Raw genomic sequence first — 16,370 nt, forward strand, 5'->3', positions numbered from 1 at the left:
AACCGACTATTCTGCTTGTTGCTGCGCTAACTTCGCCACAGACATACTTTCTGTGACCGATTGCCAAAATTCGGTAGACAACTTACTGATAGAGTTTGCTTCAGCGTTCATCAACATGGCAAAGCCTATATCTAAGTCAGGTGAGTAGGCAATATCTGCTCTAAAGCCTGCTACCCAACCCGAATGGTAAATCAATTCATAACCTTCAAATTGATAAATACGCCAACCATAACCGTAATACGCTTCAGATATATGATTACGCCAGTATGTGCGACGCAGATCTCGTTTAGTTTCAATACGAGGCGTTGTTAACTCATTCAGCAGTTTTGCAGGTAATACCTCAGGGTTATATCCCAAGTTTGCCGACAACCACTTCGCCATATCTGCAATACTGGCATTAACACCTGCAGCGGGCTCTACTTTATAAAAATCAGGTGTTACATCAACTGTTCGCCAAACATAGCGGCGGATGTCTTTACCGTTTTTGTCTTTTCTACCCGTTTTTACGCGCTTACGTAAAACATGTGGTTTTGCGGTATTACTGCTTTGTTCATAAACGTCTATACCCACTGAAGCATTGTCCATTCCCAATGGTTCAAAAATACGCTTTGTTAATAGATCTTTGTAGCTTTGGCGCTGTGTTTGTTCAATCACATCTTGCAACATGCCATATGCTACGTTTTGATAGCCGTAACATTTTGCCGGTTGGCAAATAGGGGATATGCGGTCAAAACGTTTGATGACTTTGTCCATGCTCCAATTTTCGTGCAGTAAATTGTCGTATGAATTTGGCATTAATCCAGAGGAGTGACTAAGGATATGTCTTAATTGGATTTTTTCTGCTGCGCCTGGTGTTTTGAGTTTAAATTCAGGCACATATTTTGTAATAGGATCAGCTAGGCTAAACTTTTTTTCCTGAGCCAGCATGGTGGTCAGCGTTGAAGCAAACGGCTTAGAAACCGAAGCTAGACGAAATACTGTATCTTTATTTACTTTTTGTTTTTTCTTTTTGTCCAAGTGTCCAAAAGTTTCAATGGCAATGACTTGATCGCCTTTAACAATGGTATAGGCTGCCCCCGGAATACTTTTGTTACTTAATTCTTGCTTTACCGTTTTTGCAAAACTTTTATTGATAGATTGTAAATCTTGCGCGAAGGTAAAACATGGCAATAGCAAGAATAGCAGGGCGAAGCGCATAATTTAATGGTACCTAGAATTTAAAAAAGCGTCGATGATACCTAATCATAAGACAAATAAAAAGAGAGGTGAAGTGATAATTCCATCGCCAATTGTTTTGCAAACACCTTATGAAATCAGTAAATTAAAGCCCTACAATCGAAGAAGGATAGATTGATGTTTAAAAAACTACTGGCCAGTGTTGGTATTGGTAAAGCCAAAGTAGATACAATTTTACTACAAGACAAATTACGTGCAGGTGATGCTTTTGATATTGAAGTTATCATTGTAGGTGGTGATGTTGAGCAGCATATAAATGGGTTAGAATTTGCGGTAATGGCGAAGGCTAAAACTGAATCTAATGTTGGCGATGAAGAAATTGAATACAACAAAAGTGTTGTACTGCAACATTGGCAACAACCTTTAGATATCGTTATTGCGCCTGGCGAAACGCGCAAAGAGCAGTTTACATTAACGCTTCACCCAGAAGTGCCAGCAACACAGCTGTTTGGTCAACAGGTATCGAAAGTATGGTTACAAACTGGTCTTGATATAAAAGCGGGCATCGATGGCTCTGACCAAGATCCTTTGTTTATTGAACCTTCACTGACGCAAATTGCAGTACTGGATGTGATACATCAAAGTGGTTATTCACTGTTTAAAGTCGATATAGAAGCCGGTGGTGTTCGTGGTCATGGGTTTGCATCACATTTACCTTGCTATCAAGAATATGAATTTAAACCACAATCACGCTCATTTTTTGGTGCCAAAGAGATAGAAGTAACTTTTGTTGATAATGGTGCAGAAACTGGTGTACTAATTGAAATAGATCGTGCTTTTACTGGCGATGGCTATCGCAGCGTTTCTATTCCTAACCACTGCACAACGGTTGACAGTGTTAGGCCTTATATTGAAAACATTTTGGGTTAAAACGCAGCTTTAACTCAAATAAATGCAGTCAGGTTTAGTTTAATTTAAGTGAATCTGACTGTATAAAGAATACACAGATTAAAGCTAACTTATTAACTTATTAACTTATTAACTTATTAACTTTTATTTGTTTTTGATTGCGTTTTTTGGCATAAATATTTTTTCAAACGCATTATAAACCGCTATATGAAGTGCATCGCCATGTGTTTTATCGGCTAAAAATTCAAAATGTAGTGTTAAATTTTGCTGTTGTTGATTTTCTAACTTATCAAATAACGCTTTTGCCGTTCTTTCCATGACTGTGCCTTCTTTACCCACTGCGACATAAACAGATTTATTCGAGTGGTATTTGGGCAGTTGTATGTTGAGTAATTTTTCGTCATCCCACCACAAACTTGGGCTTACAATAATATAGTTATCAAAAAGATTTGGCTTTTTAAACAGTATTTCCGTTGCTAACAACCCACCTAAAGATTGCCCTATGACGGTTTTAGTTGTTGTTGTTCTAAATTTTGAGTTGATATAAGGCTGCAGCTCATTTTCGATAAAAGCTATAAAGTGAGCTGACTTACCAGACGTTGGAAACTCTTTTTGATCAAGTGTGTTATTTGATGGGTAAGTAAAATCTCTTTTTCGGTCAACGTTGCCGATCCCCACAACGATAGACTCAGGAACCATGTTAATCCAAGAAAACGAACCAAATTGCACTATGCCAGCTATATGAATGAAATCTTCTTCTTTTGAACCATCAAACAAATAAATAACTGGGTAGCTTTTGCTTTTATCATGCAAATAGCTCGCTGGTAGATATATATTTAGCTGTCGTTTTTCATTTAAAATACTCGATTTAATAGTGATTGATTTACCAATGACAAAGTCACTTTCATTTGTCTCGATAGCAAGCTTTTGCGCAAAGGATAAACTGGGCGTTAAAACTAAAAATAAGAGCAGTGTTGATAGTTTCATATGTTAATTCAAACTAATTAATATCTAAAATTTGGTGAAGATCTTTTGACCAATGTTGTATTTTTCTGAGCTAGCTGTCAATCAGCCTTAATTGATGAGTGGCTATGTTTTGACTACTCAATTTCTTCATCATATGGCACGCTGTTAACTAAGTCTTCAAACGTTCGATTATCGGTGTACATAAGTGGCTTATCAAAAGGAGCAAATGTATACATGAACTTTGACGTCGGTTCGACTATAGTCATCACTACAGTTAATGGCTCACCAGTAATAGAGTGTAGCCTCACCGATTCAAATTCGGCTAAGTAAGTAGGTTCAGCATCCATATTGTAATTAACCATCACCTCACAGCCATAACTGTTGCAATAGACATTATAATCATCAATAACACCCAATACGGCGTATTTGTTCACATGAACTCGTAACTTATCTTCAACAAGGGTACTACGTGAGTCAAAAGATAATGTTTGATGAAACTCATCCAGCTGTATGATTGATATTCCTGTATGTTTGAATGTTTGATAGTAAGAAACACCGTTGTAAGTTAGCCGTTCTATCACTTTTTCTTTTAAACTTTGTTCAAGTGCTTCTTGTTCTTCAATGTATTTTGTTTGGTTTTGACGCTGTTTTGTTGTAGCAACCACACTGTGTTCTTGAGGCTTAGTTTGATTTATCGTTGTTGGCAAAGTGCTAGTTGCTGATGGTAACTTAAGTGCACTGCTACTTTGTTTGGTTTTGATATGATGTGAAGTTGTTAAATAATAGGTGTAGCCAACTATACCTAATAACATAAAAATAAAAATCGCACCCCGCCGCATTCTTTCTTTCCTTAGAGTCAGCATCAAGTATAAGAACCTTGTTAAAATTTATACTAAAGCAAAAATGTATAACTGCAATGTTATTTTTGTTTATTTTTAAAACGACTTATTTTGTATGAGCAAAATGTTGGGAGTTAGTGACTTAGGCATTTTTTGAACAAAGAAAAAGGCGCCAATGCGCCTTTAGAAACTTACATTAAATCTTTTAGCCAGTATTACGTAAACCTGTGGCAATACCTGCCATGGTAACCATTAACACTTGTTCGCTAAATTGATCTTCCGGGTTTTCACGTAAACGTTTAAGTACTTCAAGTTGCATCAGGTGCAGTGGCACCAAGTAAGGCTGACGTAAATTAAACGAATGTAAATTCCATGGATCATTTGCCATGATTTCATCGTGTGGTAACAGCGAGAGAACACTTTCTTTATCTTGTGCTAGCTGTGCTCTGAGTGTTTCACCAATGTTGACTAAATCGTCTTGCACCAGCGCTTTGTCATACAATGAAGAAATCATAGGCTCAGATTTTAAGTAAACCATTTCAATTAAAGATAGGCGTGCTCTAAAGTAAGGCCATTCGCTCAACATCTCTTTAATAATATGCCCATCACTTTCTTTGTGATGTTCAAGGGATTGTCCCAGACCAAGCCAGCTTGGCAGAACTAAGCGGTTTTGACTCCAAGCAAAAATCCATGGAATAGCCCTAAGTGATTCAATACCACCGTCAACTTTACGTTTGCTTGGCCTAGAGCCTAGTGGCAGAGAAGCAAGTTCTTGTTCAGGTGTTGCTTGACGAAAATATTGTACAAATCGAGGCTCTTTTTGTACGTATCCACGATAAATATCACAACTAAACGCTGCCATTTTATCCATGGTATCGCGCCAGCTTTGTTTGGGTTTTACTGGTGGCGTAATTAAGCTGTCTAGTATTGCACTGGCGTATAAATGTAAGCTACGCACAGCTAAACTAGGTAAACCAAACTTATAACGAATAGTTTCACCTTGTTCAGTCACCCGCAAGCCGCCATCTAGTGTACCTGGAGGTTGAGAAGCAATCGCTTCATGTGCAGGACCGCCGCCACGACCAATTGTACCGCCTCTACCATGGAATAGTTTTAACGTAACGCCATGTTTTGCGAACTCGTTAACTAACGCTTCTTGTGCATGATATTGACCCCAAGCCGCCGCTAATACTCCAGCATCTTTAGCTGAATCGCTGTAGCCAATCATCACGTAATGTTTGTTTTGGCAGCGCTGTTTGTAAGTTGGTAATGATAACAAATTACCCATAACCTCAGTGGCGTTGTTAAGATCGTCTAGCGTTTCAAATAATGGCGCAATTGGCATAGGCCAACTAATGCCCGCGGTTTTCATCAGTAAATTAACCGCCAATACATCGCTGACTTTACTTGCCATCGAAATAATATAAATGCCCAGAGCTTCTTGTGGTTGTTGCGCGATAAAACTAAAGGTGTCGAGCACTTCTTGTGTGTCATCGCTCCAAGTCAAATTGGGGATCAGCGGGCGAGTGTTATTGATTTCAGTTTCTAAAAAGTGAATTTTTTCTTGTTCTGTCCAGGTTAAATAATCACCTAGTCCCAGAGCTGCAACAATTTCTGCAATTGCACTATCGTGGCGTTCACTATGTTGCCTAACGTCTAACTTTACGAGAGAAATGCCAAAACATTGCACTTTACGCATCAGGTCAATGATTTTTGAATTGGCAATTCTTGTTAATCCAACGGCGAGTAAGCTGTCGCGACACTGTTTTAATGGTTGATACAACTCGTCTGAGCATTTAATGGTGTGTTTAGTTTTACCGTTACTTAACTGTTCAATGGTTTGTTTAAGCTTGGCAATAATAGGTTTTAAGCATTGTCGATACGGACCAATATCATTGGTATCTTCTGCTTTTAATGCTGGCGTTGCCTTGTTCATCGACAGCTCTAAATACAAAGACTGAAAGTCTGTTAAATACAATTCAGCCGCCATTAATCTGGCATTGATCATCGCTTGTTGACTGATTTTAGCGGTAACAAAGGGATTGCCATCTCTGTCACCAGCCATCCAACTCGCCATGGTTAACGGTACGCAATTCTCAGGTAAAGGTTTTCCGGTATTTTGTTGGCTAAATTGATCCAATTCACGGACAAAATGGGGAACGGCATGCCACAAACTATCACTAATGGTGTTGAGTCCCCAGCGAGACTCGTCTAGCGGGGAAGGGCGTTTGTTCCTTATTTCTTGGGTATGCCAAGCTTGTTCGATTAACTCTTCAACGCGTGAACTTAAGTTTTCACCTGCTTGTTCAAGCTCTAAAGCAATTTCATGATATTTGTGTATAAATGTTCGGCGGTTAACTTCGGTAGGGTGAGCGGTGAGTACAAGTTCTATTTCTAGCTGCTGTAACGCTTTTTCGATGTTTGCTGGCGATTTTCCCTGTACTTTTTCACTTAATGCATCAAGTGGGTGTGGTAAATCTAGCTCGTTTAATCCTGCGCTACTTGCCGTATATTGTTGCTCCGCAATATTGGCGAGATTAAGAAATTGGCTAAAGGCGCGGGCATGTACTAAAAGGTCATCTTGATCGAGCGATTGAAACAACGTTTGCAATGCTTTTATTGCGTCTAAATCACCGTTAACGGCTTGTTTTGACAGATGCCGGACAGATTCAATATTGTCGACCCAGGTCTCTCCTTTATCATTGGCAATGGTTTGCCCTAAAGTTTCGCCTAATTTTCGGACGTTATTTGAAATGGTCTCTAACATGAAATCCTCTTTTGTTGTTTTATTACTACAATTGGACTGTTTTCACTGTACGGTAAATTGAGCTTAAACTCTAATAACAAAAAGTGATAGCCTAATTCTGTATAATAATTTATCAAGCTAAAAACTTCCATTTGTAACAAAACAACAAAATTGTTTGTATATAAAAAATTGTATATATAAAAAAGTATATGTATTATGTCGACTTCAATAGATGAGGCCAACATGAAAAAAACAGTTTTATTTGTTTGTACAGCCAACGCAGCTCGTTCTCAAATTGCACAAGCTATTTTGACTCATGTTGCTGAGGCGCATTTTGAGGTTCAAAGTGCGGGCAGCCATCCAACACAAATTCACACAAAAACTATAGATACCTTAAACCGTTATGCAATTAATCATGACTTTCTTATCAGCAAAGGGCTTGAGCCTTTTATTGATAAAACATTTGATTATGTGATTACACTTTGTGATCAGGCAACAAATGACTGTCGGGGCATCATTAATGGAAGATCGGTGTTAGCTTGGGATATTCCAGACCCAGTCACTCGTTCAGGCTCTGATCCCTTTGATAATGCTTACCATGAAATCTGCCAACGTATTAATATGTTTTTACAGGTTGAGTTTCCTGAAACTTTTTCAACCAATCACCTTCCTGAAGCGACATTAGAGCCCTTATCGTTTTTTAAATGTATGACAGATGAAATTCGTTTAAAAACGTTAATGCTAACGCATTATTTTGGTGAAATTTGTGTATGTGAATTAATGGAAGCGCTCGATGAGCAAAGCCAACCTAAAGTGTCGCGCAATTTGGCGGTGCTAAAAAATAGCGGTCTGTTGTTGGCTCGCAAACATGGGCAATGGGTTTTTTATCGACTCAACCCGGCATTACCTACGTGGGTAAAATCTAATATCGCGTTAACCACACAAGCTAATATTGCCTTTATTCAGGAAAATTTAACCCGCTTAAACAAAATGCAAAATAGACCCGATAAAGTGGCATTTTGTCGATAAGTTCACCTTAACAATACAACAAATTAGGTCAAAATTTTAAACGAGAGTAATACGATGACGATAAAAATTGGTATCAATGGTTTTGGTCGTATGGGCAGACTTACCTTGCGCGCTGCATTTGGCTGGCAAGATATAGAGTTTGTAAAGATTAATGACCCGGCAGGCAATGCTGAAACGCTAGCTCATTTGCTGGAGTTTGATTCTGTACATGGTCGTTGGCAACACCCTGTGACACATCAAGATGACAACCTTATTATTGGTGATTGTCACATCAGCTGTACTAGGCACACTACAATCAGTGAAGCAGACTGGTCAGATTGTGACGTGGTTATCGAAGCTTCAGGTAAAATGAAAACCAAGGCATTACTCGAGCAATATCTTCAACAAGGGGTTAAGCGTGTTGTTGTTACCGCACCAGTTAAAGAAGAGGGCGTGCTTAATATTGTGATGGGCGTTAACGATCATTTATATGATGTTGAGCAGCATGCTATTGTAACGGCCGCTTCATGCACAACAAACTGCTTAGCGCCTGTTGTTAAAGTGCTACAAGACAATATTGGTATCAAACACGGTTCTATGACCACCATTCATGATATTACCAATACCCAAACGATTATTGATGCGCCACACAAAGATTTACGTCGAGCAAGATCATGTGGTACGAGCTTGATCCCGACAACAACGGGTTCAGCAACCGCCATCACCCACATATTTCCAGAATTAAAAGGTAAGTTAAATGGTCATGCGGTTCGAGTACCGTTAACCAATGCGTCAATTACCGATTGCGTGTTTGAACTTTCTCGCGCTACGATGGTTGAGGAAATTAACGGTTGGATGAAACAAGCTGCACAGGGGGATTTAGACGGAATTTTAGGTTATGAGGAAAAGCCACTCGTTTCAATTGATTATAAAACAGACCCTAGATCAAGCATTGTTGATGCTTTGTCGACTATGGTGGTCAATGGCACGCAAGTTAAACTCTACCTTTGGTACGATAATGAATGGGGCTACGCCAATCGTACCGCTGAGCTCGCATTAAAAGTTGGCCTTTCTGTAAAGTAAAAAATAGTGACTATGACAAAAGATATTCAGCAATATTTAATTGTAACCGGCAACTATTGGGCATTTACCTTAACTGATGGTGCACTACGAATGTTAGTGGTGTTGTATTTCCACCAACTGGGTTATTCACCATTAAATATTGCTTTATTGTTTTTGTTTTACGAAGTGTTTGGCGTTATCACTAACTTAGTGGGAGGTTGGCTTGGCGCTCGATTTGGCCTAAATAAAACCATGAACGTAGGATTAGTATTGCAAATTGTTGCTTTATTGATGTTGGCTGCGCCGAGTGAATGGTTAACGGTTATTTATGTGATGGCTGCTCAAGCTTTGTCGGGTATAGCAAAAGATCTGAATAAAATGAGCGCCAAAAGCTCAATTAAGATGTTAGTTGCGCAAGGGCAAGATTCACAATTGTTTAAATGGGTTGCTTTACTCACTGGATCTAAAAATGCATTAAAAGGTGTGGGCTTTTTTCTGGGCGGCTTATTACTAACAACACTTGGCTTTAAAGCGGCTGTATTAATCATGGCTTTAGCTTTGTTATTGGTTTGGGTGTTTAGCTTGTATGCGCTTACTGGTGATTTAGGCAAAGCAAACCATAAACCTAAGTTTAGCCAAGTGTTTTCTAAAAGCCGTGCTATCAATATTTTATCTGCTGCTCGAATGTTTCTATTTGCTGCTCGTGATGTTTGGTTTGTGGTGGCGCTTCCTGTATTTCTAGCGACAACGTTGGGCTGGAATCATTGGTGGGTTGGGGGATTTTTAGCGCTCTGGATTATAGGTTATGGTGCAATCCAATCGGTTGCTCCTCAGCTCCTTAAACGCTTTACAGAAAAATATTCTTATCATTTAACAACCACTGTATTAGCGGCTGTTTTAGCGCTAATTCCGCTAACCATTGCCATCGCCTTACAAAGCAGTTTGGCCATAGTGTTAAGTGTTGTTTGTGGACTTGTTATTTTTGGTATTGTCTTTGCGTTAAACTCTTCTTGGCATAGCTTTCTTATCGTTCGTTATGCCAGCGACGACGGCGTTTCAATGGATGTTGGCTTTTATTATATGGCCAATGCACTTGGGCGATTGCTTGGCACTGTGCTCTCTGGTGGTATTTATCAGCTTTATGGTTTAGCCGCTTGTTTAATTGTCTCATTTTGCTTTTTACTCATTGCCGCGGCTATTTCTGCATTTTTACCAAGAAAAATAGAAACTTGTGAAAATAAAATGTTGACATAACTAGCAAGTTAAGTATATTTGTTGAGTTAACAGTTTGTAAAAGGCAAGTATGGCGAAATCCATACACGCAAAACTTCCGACCTAAGGCGTATGCTATGGTAGCGGGGTTGCAGAAAAATTGAATTTCCTACCTTCTTGCCTTAGAAGTTTATAAACATAGTTGAATAACCTAACTAATTTTATAGGCAAGGACGGATCGATGAATAAGCAAAAGCTTAATTTCTCTTTGATTTCGACAATATTAGCATTAGCAGTGACTTCGCACTCAGCTTCTGCAAGTATCGTAAATTGGCAAAATAGCCAACAAATATCGCCATTACAAGGGGCGAACTTTTATTTGTTAGGTATGACAAATAACAGTATTTTAGCTGCTGAAAATTCAGTGGTAACTATCCCATTTGCCGGCGCATCAAATGCTGCTGGGCAAACATCTATAGAGTCTGATAGTGAAGCTATTCGGGCAACTCTAGACAACAATTCGCTTATCGTTGTGGTTAATGAAGTTGACGAGGATATGGCGGTGAACTTACGTGTTGTTGATGAACAAAACACCGAATATGCGATCACGATTAACGTTGTTAATGATCCAACATTTGCCATAGACAACTATGATTCAAGTTTGTTCACCTCGATTAATATCGGTGATACGGTCATTCGAGATACACGTGATTGGCTTGAAACTGATTACCAACCAATGGAGGTACAACATTTAAGTTATGGTCGTACCGCCAGTTTACAACCTGGATTTACTCAAGCATTACCAACAGTTGGTCAATATTACAGTGATGTAGGCAATGGCTTGTTAAGACGTGCAAGTTATAGTTCGCCTGTTGTTGATTCAACTGGTCAACAAGGCTCTGCGGTAGCTCCATTGGCGTTTAATATTCCGGACGGTTCAAGTATTAGTGACAGAGGCTTATTCTTGACTGGGCAGGAGAAAGCGAAGGCGGTTTCAACCATGCAACATCGTCAGATCCGGTTTGAACCAAAGCCAAGTGACCAAGAGCCAATGCAAACCCCAACAGAAGATGATGATATTGTTCGAGCCAAAGTTAACGAAGTGATTGGCAACTTAGGTAATGACAATGATCAGGAAAATAACCAAGGTGGTAATGGCGGTAATGATCCTACATCAACACCTGTGTCAGGTGGTGGTCCAGCTGCTGTGCCGGTAGTGCCTGATAACAGCCCAAATCCGAATGATCCTGTTGGCGGTAATACTCCAAATAATAATGGCACGCTTCAACCCGTTGCTATTCCGACTCCTGCAACTTGGACCTTGTTTGGTTTAGCGTTGGCTGGAATTGCGTTTACCACGCGAAAATCCCCTTCTGTTGTAGGGTAAAACAACAAGTTTTGTTTCTCTAAAACAATTTTGCCGCAGTCGTTATGACTGCGGTTTTTTTTATCTTTTTAAAACGGTTGGTGATAAGTTTTTAGCCAGCTTGTTATGTCAGATAAAACTTCCGCTGAAAGTTTAAGATCAAATGCTTCAATATTTTCTGTTAATTGCTCAACAGAGGTGGCACCAATAATAGTGGAGGTTACTCCTTCAACTTGATTTACCCAAGCTAGTGCCAATTGTGCCGGGGCCAATTGGTGTTTTTTTGCTATGTCGACAAAAGCTTGAACTGCCATATGAGTTTGTTCAGTATCACGAAATAGGCCGTGGCGTTGCATTAATGTCCAACGACTGCCTTCGGGTCGAGCTCCGTTTAGATATTTACCAGTAAGCAATCCTGTAGCAAGTGGAGACCAAGGGAGATAGGCGATATCTTCATGCACGCAAGTTTCAACTAAATAAGGCCAGTCTTTAGTGTGCAATAAACTAAATTCATTTTGAATTGATACTATTTTGGGTAAATTGTGTTGTTCTGCTAACTTAAGATATTGCATGATCCCCCATGGAGTATCATCTGAAAGCCCACAGTAACGAATTTTACCTGCTTTTACACAATCCGCTAAACCAGTCAAAATATCATGGATTTTTTCTTTTTCCTGCTCAGCGTTAAACTGCGTATAAGCGATATCGTTTGGCCAATGTTTTGCAAAATGTGGTGACGTATAGTTTGGCCAGTGGAGTTGGTATAGATCAATATAATCGGTTTGTAACCTAGTTAATGAATCATCTACCGCTTGTTTTACCGTGGTAGAAGAAATTTCGCTGCCACCTCGAATATAAGACAAGCCGGGACCCGCTATTTTACTAGCAATAACTAAGTTGTCTCGACGAGTAGGATTAGCTCGTAAGTAATTGCCAATAATGCTTTCTGTTTTGCCATAAGTGTTTTTGTTGGGAGGAATTGCGTACATTTCTGCAGTATCAATAAAATTAACACCATAATATTGTGCTAACTCTAATTGTTGATCAGCGTCTTGCTGATTATTTTGTACTCCCCATGTCATTGTACCTAAACAGACACGAGATACTTCTAAGTCACTACTTCCTAAACGTACATATTTCATTAAAGTACACCTTTGTTAATCTTGAACACCTTCAATATCACCTCGAGTTACGGGGTAGCCCATATGCATCCAGCCAAATATACCTTCCCAAAGTGTTGCAGTGCGAGTATATCCGCGATCTCTGAGTTGGTGAATAACGTGATCTGCTGCGGCACGTGGACAGGAACAATATGCCACAATTTGTACATCTTTTGGAATGTCCGCCACCATATCGTCTAAATTTGAATAATAGGGCAGTGGAACTGAGCCAGCGATATGAGCGGTTTGCCAAACCGAGGTAACTCGAGTGTCAAACAAAACCATTTTTTTCTTTTGTACTAAAGCTTGGTTTAAATCTGTCGCCATCACATATAAACCATCTTTCAATGTAAAGTTTGGATCCTCACCTTCTGGGTTTACGACGTATTGTTCTGGTGTCGGTAAAGATTTAAGCACTGGCTTTGCTTCTTGCCAGCCACTTGCTTTACTCCGTAAAAAGGCTGTTACGTTATCAATTTCTTGGCTGGATAGTAGTTTGGCATACGCTTGCATTGGGGTATTTTGGCGTCCGTGACGAATCGCATATCGAATAAATTCATCAGTGTTATGCGCCAACGCTGACGGATTACCTAACGCAGGGGCAGTGACGCCTTCGCCGTCTTTACCGTGACAAGTTGTACAATGTTGTAAATAGGTTTTTTCACCTTGTTTGATATCGCCATGCACGGGATTTGTTGATAGTTTTTTACGTTTAACCCCTGATTTTTCAAATAACCAATAGGTGAGATCCCATGTTTCAGCCAAGGTCATTGGGCCGCCTACCTCATCTAAATAGCCTCCCATAGGTGTGCCTACTCGGCCATAAGACATAGGGCGTAAAATTGCATGCGGTACACCTGACTCAAATAAACTTGCTGAGCGTAAAGACGGAGCATGATCATTAACATGTCCTTGTCTGTCCTTTCCGTGGCATAAAGAGCAGTACTTCTGATAATTTTCTTCAGCCTTTTGTGCTTGTGCTTCAGTGAGTTTTCTGGGATTAGAAATATCTTGATATTGATATTCTTGAGCTGATATTGCAGGTACCAAGAATAAGGAAACAACCAGTGCTCTAATGATCATAAGTGTGCCGTCATTTTATTGTTTTATTAAGCCTAACCAGCGAAAACGTTTTTCGCAATCGGCAATTTATAATGGAAAAGTTTAGAAACAAAATGACGCCCTAGCATGGCAATGAAAAATGATTTTACAAATTTTAAACATTTGTCCTTATAAAGCTAACAGCTAAAAAAACTGTTTAATTGAATAATACGTTCAGCATTTATTCATCTTGTTGTGAAAAGGACTAACAATGAAAATTTCAAATATTAATAAAATAGCAATAGCAGTGACTTCTAGTTTTTTGCTATTTGCTTGTGGTGGCGACAATAAAGCATCAAGCAAAGTGAGTACCGAACAAATTTGGGCAGACTTTAAAATAGAATCTGATGGCAAAGAAAGTAAAGTTAAAGCTGAGTTACATGAGCGCGACAGTTCAGGTGCCCATCTAATTTTAGCGGGTGGTGATTATCTTCAAGTGTCAGTGTTAAATACAAAGAAGAAATTGCAATTTGACAACATTTTTGAAGATGCTAAATATCAGAGTAAAGTGAGTGTTACCTCTGACAATGCTTTGTTTACGATAGACTTTTATCGTAAAAAGGAAGGCTCAATGTTATCTACGGCTGAGTTACCACAAAATTTTAAAATTTTGTCTCCGAGCGATAACGCGAGTTATGGACCAAATAACGATTTACTTGTTCAAATCGACGGTGTGGACAGCGAAAGTAATACGGAAATTATTATGACAGCTAAATGCAAAGCAACGTCTGGCGGTGACAGACGAGTTTCACAGTCGATTACATTTAATGAAGTAGCCAGTCAGCAGTTTGATCTAACTGAATTAACTATGTTTCAAGATTCAGCCATTGATCGCAGTAAATCATGTGATTTAGATATTGAAATTAGTCGTTCAAGACAAGGACAAGTAGCGAGCCAATTTACCGGCGGAAGTCGCATTAGAGCTTATCAAATAAGAGAAGTTGAAGATATTACAGTTAGACTTAACTAAAAGTTAAGTCTTTGAGGTTAAGGGCATTAACTTTATGATGAGCTTATGTTTAGCGTGTGTTCTTACTCGAGACCTTGTCAGCGTTGGTAACAAGACCATGCCCAATCAAGCAGAAAACATTGAGTTAGAAAAAACAGATGTTATTGATGATAAAGAAGAAAATGAAGAGCCAACTATTAGCTTAACTTTGAGTTAATGCTTGGCTCTATTTCAATTTAGCTCGCTTGGCGTAAATAGGAGTAATTGGTTGATGCAATTGGCATTAATTAAGGTATGATCGACAAAACTTAGTTCAAAGTTAATGAGGTCTTCACCGTGCAATCAAATACTCCTTATCCTATCGGTACACCTGGTCAAAAGTGGCAGCAAAGTGAAAAACAACTTTGGTTAGCAAACCAACAAGTAAAACGTAGCTATCAACAAGAAGTGGTTAGCAAAATACATGCTTTAGCAAATCGTTTTAACACGGTTAATTATGGGGCACTGCCTATCAGCCCAGACACATATCCCTTAATTGCATTGGTAAGCAAGCATTATGATGCTCAAAAGCCTACCGTATTAGTAACTGGTGGGGTACATGGCTATGAAACTAGTGGTGTACATGGAGCTTTGCTTTTTGCCAGTGATTACAGCGAACAATACGAACAGCATTTTAATTTCATTATTGCGCCGTGCATTAGTCCTTGGGGATATGAAACGATTAATCGCTGGAATGCAAACGCTATCGATCCAAACCGTTCTTTTTATGCAGACTCTCCGGCAGAAGAGTCTGCGGCACTTATCGATTTTATCGCTAAATACCAGTCAGACATAATCGTCCATATCGACTTACATGAAACAACAGATACTGATAATTCTGAATTTCGTCCTGCATTGGCAGCTCGAGATGGCAGCGTTCATGACAATTGGAACATCCCAGATGGTTTTTATTTAGTTGCCGATAGTGAAAACCCTCAAGCTGAATTTCAAACTGCTATCATTAATGCGGTGGCTCAAGTGACTCACATTGCACCAGCTGATGAAGAAAATAGACTGATTGGTGTTCCTATTGAACAAGAGGGTGTGATAAATTACGCGGCAAAACAACTTGGGTTGTGTATGGGATTAACTAATGCGCAGTATGTTACGACGACGGAAGTGTACCCAGATAGCCCAAAAGTCGATGACGCTAATTGTAATCTAGCACAGGCTACTGTTGTAACTTCTGGTTTAGACTACGTTTTAAGTCAAAAACAACCATAAAACAAATTATTAGATAGTGAATATTTAGGAAATAAGTTATGCCTAAGGCAAGTGAAGTTAAAAAGAACCAAGCGATAGAGTTTAACGGCGGTGTTTATATCATTAAAGATATAGAGCGTTCTGTACCACAAGGTCGTGCTGGTGGTAGTTTATATCGCATGAGAATGTACAATGTGGTTACTGGTGGCAAAGTCGATGAAACATTCAAAGACGTAGACATGCTAAATTATGCTGATCTTATCCGCCGCGCGTCTATGTTTTCATACCTTGATGGTGAAGAGTACGTTTTCATGGACAATGAAGACTATACGCCATACAACATTCACAAAGATGCCATTGCTGAAGAAGTATTATTCATCAATGAATCAACTCAAGGCGTTCAAGTGATTTTAGTTGATGGTACGCCTGTTGGTTTAGATTTGCCGTCAAGTGTTGAATTAGAAGTACTTGAAACAGATCCTTCAATTAAAGGGGCATCTGCTACATCAAGAACTAAGCCTGCAACGCTTTCGACAGGTTTGATTATTCAGGTACCAGAGCATATCTCAACAGGTGATATCGTTAAAATTAATACTGAAGAGAAAAAGTTCATGGGTCGTGGTGATAAGTAAAT

Annotated in this window: 15 protein-coding genes and 1 riboswitch; of the genes, 9 read left to right on the forward strand and 6 right to left on the reverse strand. The window is 39.2% G+C overall.

What is annotated here, in order from left to right; all coding sequences use genetic code 11:
• Positions 1 to 6 precede the first annotated feature (6 nt).
• Entirely contained in the window at positions 7 to 1,197 is a 1,191-nt protein-coding gene (locus IE199_RS16750) for a serine hydrolase domain-containing protein (protein WP_189772863.1), read from the reverse strand.
• Between the two features lie 156 nt (positions 1,198 to 1,353).
• Between IE199_RS16750 and IE199_RS16755 the strand changes: the two genes are divergently transcribed.
• On the forward strand, positions 1,354 to 2,106 hold the full coding sequence (locus IE199_RS16755) for a sporulation protein (RefSeq protein WP_189772864.1): 753 nt from the start codon (positions 1,354 to 1,356) through the stop codon (positions 2,104 to 2,106).
• 123 nt (positions 2,107 to 2,229) lie between these two features.
• Here the strand turns inward: IE199_RS16755 and IE199_RS16760 are convergent, their stop codons facing one another.
• The 3 genes from IE199_RS16760 to ppc all read right to left on the reverse strand — a co-directional run bounded on the left by IE199_RS16760 (position 2,230) and on the right by ppc (position 6,657).
• A complete protein-coding gene (locus IE199_RS16760; protein ID WP_189772866.1) occupies positions 2,230 to 3,072 on the reverse strand; it encodes an alpha/beta hydrolase in 843 nt (280 codons plus the stop codon).
• Positions 3,073 to 3,185: 113 nt separating this feature from the next.
• Positions 3,186 to 3,890: a hypothetical protein gene (locus IE199_RS16765; protein ID WP_189772868.1), complete on the reverse strand. Its 705-nt coding sequence runs from the start codon at positions 3,888 to 3,890 to the stop codon at positions 3,186 to 3,188.
• Between the two features lie 205 nt (positions 3,891 to 4,095).
• Positions 4,096 to 6,657: a phosphoenolpyruvate carboxylase gene (ppc, locus tag IE199_RS16770; protein WP_189772870.1), complete on the reverse strand. Its 2,562-nt coding sequence runs from the start codon at positions 6,655 to 6,657 to the stop codon at positions 4,096 to 4,098.
• 222 nt (positions 6,658 to 6,879) lie between these two features.
• On the opposite strand from ppc, the gene IE199_RS16775 reads away from it, so the two are divergent.
• From IE199_RS16775 to IE199_RS16790, 4 genes are all read left to right on the forward strand, one after another.
• Positions 6,880 to 7,665, forward strand: a complete 786-nt coding sequence (locus IE199_RS16775) for a metalloregulator ArsR/SmtB family transcription factor (RefSeq protein WP_189772872.1) — start codon at positions 6,880 to 6,882, stop codon at positions 7,663 to 7,665.
• Positions 7,666 to 7,719: 54 nt separating this feature from the next.
• Positions 7,720 to 8,727 carry an ArsJ-associated glyceraldehyde-3-phosphate dehydrogenase gene (locus IE199_RS16780; RefSeq protein ID WP_189772874.1) on the forward strand — a complete coding sequence of 336 codons (1,008 nt, stop codon included), beginning with the start codon at positions 7,720 to 7,722 and terminating at the stop codon, positions 8,725 to 8,727.
• 12 nt (positions 8,728 to 8,739) lie between these two features.
• Positions 8,740 to 9,960, forward strand: coding sequence for an organoarsenical effux MFS transporter ArsJ (arsJ, locus tag IE199_RS16785; RefSeq protein WP_189772876.1), 1,221 nt, complete (start codon positions 8,740 to 8,742; stop codon positions 9,958 to 9,960).
• Positions 9,961 to 9,992: 32 nt separating this feature from the next.
• Positions 9,993 to 10,075, forward strand: a riboswitch (cyclic di-GMP riboswitch).
• 84 nt (positions 10,076 to 10,159) lie between these two features.
• Positions 10,160 to 11,305, forward strand: coding sequence for a hypothetical protein (locus IE199_RS16790; RefSeq protein WP_189772878.1), 1,146 nt, complete (start codon positions 10,160 to 10,162; stop codon positions 11,303 to 11,305).
• A 68-nt stretch (positions 11,306 to 11,373) separates the two neighbouring features.
• Here IE199_RS16790 and IE199_RS16795 read toward each other — a convergent pair whose 3' ends face one another.
• Positions 11,374 to 12,426: an aldo/keto reductase gene (locus tag IE199_RS16795; RefSeq protein WP_189772880.1), complete on the reverse strand. Its 1,053-nt coding sequence runs from the start codon at positions 12,424 to 12,426 to the stop codon at positions 11,374 to 11,376.
• Positions 12,427 to 12,441: 15 nt separating this feature from the next.
• On the reverse strand, positions 12,442 to 13,527 hold the full coding sequence (locus IE199_RS16800; protein ID WP_189772882.1) for a c-type cytochrome: 1,086 nt from the start codon (positions 13,525 to 13,527) through the stop codon (positions 12,442 to 12,444).
• 229 nt (positions 13,528 to 13,756) lie between these two features.
• Between IE199_RS16800 and IE199_RS16805 the strand changes: the two genes are divergently transcribed.
• The 4 genes from IE199_RS16805 to efpL all read left to right on the forward strand — a co-directional run bounded on the left by IE199_RS16805 (position 13,757) and on the right by efpL (position 16,368).
• Positions 13,757 to 14,515, forward strand: a complete 759-nt coding sequence (locus tag IE199_RS16805; protein ID WP_189772889.1) for a hypothetical protein — start codon at positions 13,757 to 13,759, stop codon at positions 14,513 to 14,515.
• A 34-nt stretch (positions 14,516 to 14,549) separates the two neighbouring features.
• Positions 14,550 to 14,711 carry a hypothetical protein gene (locus IE199_RS16810; RefSeq protein ID WP_189772891.1) on the forward strand — a complete coding sequence of 54 codons (162 nt, stop codon included), beginning with the start codon at positions 14,550 to 14,552 and terminating at the stop codon, positions 14,709 to 14,711.
• A gap of 119 nt (positions 14,712 to 14,830) precedes the next feature.
• Positions 14,831 to 15,757 carry a M14 family metallopeptidase gene (locus tag IE199_RS16815; RefSeq protein ID WP_189772893.1) on the forward strand — a complete coding sequence of 309 codons (927 nt, stop codon included), beginning with the start codon at positions 14,831 to 14,833 and terminating at the stop codon, positions 15,755 to 15,757.
• A 38-nt stretch (positions 15,758 to 15,795) separates the two neighbouring features.
• Positions 15,796 to 16,368: an elongation factor P-like protein EfpL gene (efpL, locus tag IE199_RS16820; protein WP_189772895.1), complete on the forward strand. Its 573-nt coding sequence runs from the start codon at positions 15,796 to 15,798 to the stop codon at positions 16,366 to 16,368.
• Positions 16,369 to 16,370: the final 2 nt, after the last annotated feature.

The sequence above is a fragment of the Thalassotalea marina genome, assembly GCF_014656435.1.
GTDB lineage: Bacteria > Pseudomonadota > Gammaproteobacteria > Enterobacterales > Alteromonadaceae > Thalassotalea_C > Thalassotalea_C marina.

Coding starts and splice junctions, on each gene's coding strand:
- IE199_RS16805 (WP_189772889.1), top strand. CDS start 13,757: ATGAAAATTTCAAATATTAATAAAATAGCAATAGCAGTGACTTCTAGT.
- IE199_RS16775 (WP_189772872.1), top strand. CDS start 6,880: ATGAAAAAAACAGTTTTATTTGTTTGTACAGCCAACGCAGCTCGTTCT.
- IE199_RS16795 (WP_189772880.1), bottom strand. CDS start 12,426: ATGAAATATGTACGTTTAGGAAGTAGTGACTTAGAAGTATCTCGTGTC.
- IE199_RS16810 (WP_189772891.1), top strand. CDS start 14,550: ATGATGAGCTTATGTTTAGCGTGTGTTCTTACTCGAGACCTTGTCAGC.
- IE199_RS16755 (WP_189772864.1), top strand. CDS start 1,354: ATGTTTAAAAAACTACTGGCCAGTGTTGGTATTGGTAAAGCCAAAGTA.
- IE199_RS16765 (WP_189772868.1), bottom strand. CDS start 3,890: ATGCGGCGGGGTGCGATTTTTATTTTTATGTTATTAGGTATAGTTGGC.
- IE199_RS16750 (WP_189772863.1), bottom strand. CDS start 1,197: ATGCGCTTCGCCCTGCTATTCTTGCTATTGCCATGTTTTACCTTCGCG.
- IE199_RS16780 (WP_189772874.1), top strand. CDS start 7,720: ATGACGATAAAAATTGGTATCAATGGTTTTGGTCGTATGGGCAGACTT.
- IE199_RS16760 (WP_189772866.1), bottom strand. CDS start 3,072: ATGAAACTATCAACACTGCTCTTATTTTTAGTTTTAACGCCCAGTTTA.
- IE199_RS16790 (WP_189772878.1), top strand. CDS start 10,160: ATGAATAAGCAAAAGCTTAATTTCTCTTTGATTTCGACAATATTAGCA.
- efpL (WP_189772895.1), top strand. CDS start 15,796: ATGCCTAAGGCAAGTGAAGTTAAAAAGAACCAAGCGATAGAGTTTAAC.
- IE199_RS16800 (WP_189772882.1), bottom strand. CDS start 13,527: ATGATCATTAGAGCACTGGTTGTTTCCTTATTCTTGGTACCTGCAATA.
- arsJ (WP_189772876.1), top strand. CDS start 8,740: ATGACAAAAGATATTCAGCAATATTTAATTGTAACCGGCAACTATTGG.
- ppc (WP_189772870.1), bottom strand. CDS start 6,657: ATGTTAGAGACCATTTCAAATAACGTCCGAAAATTAGGCGAAACTTTA.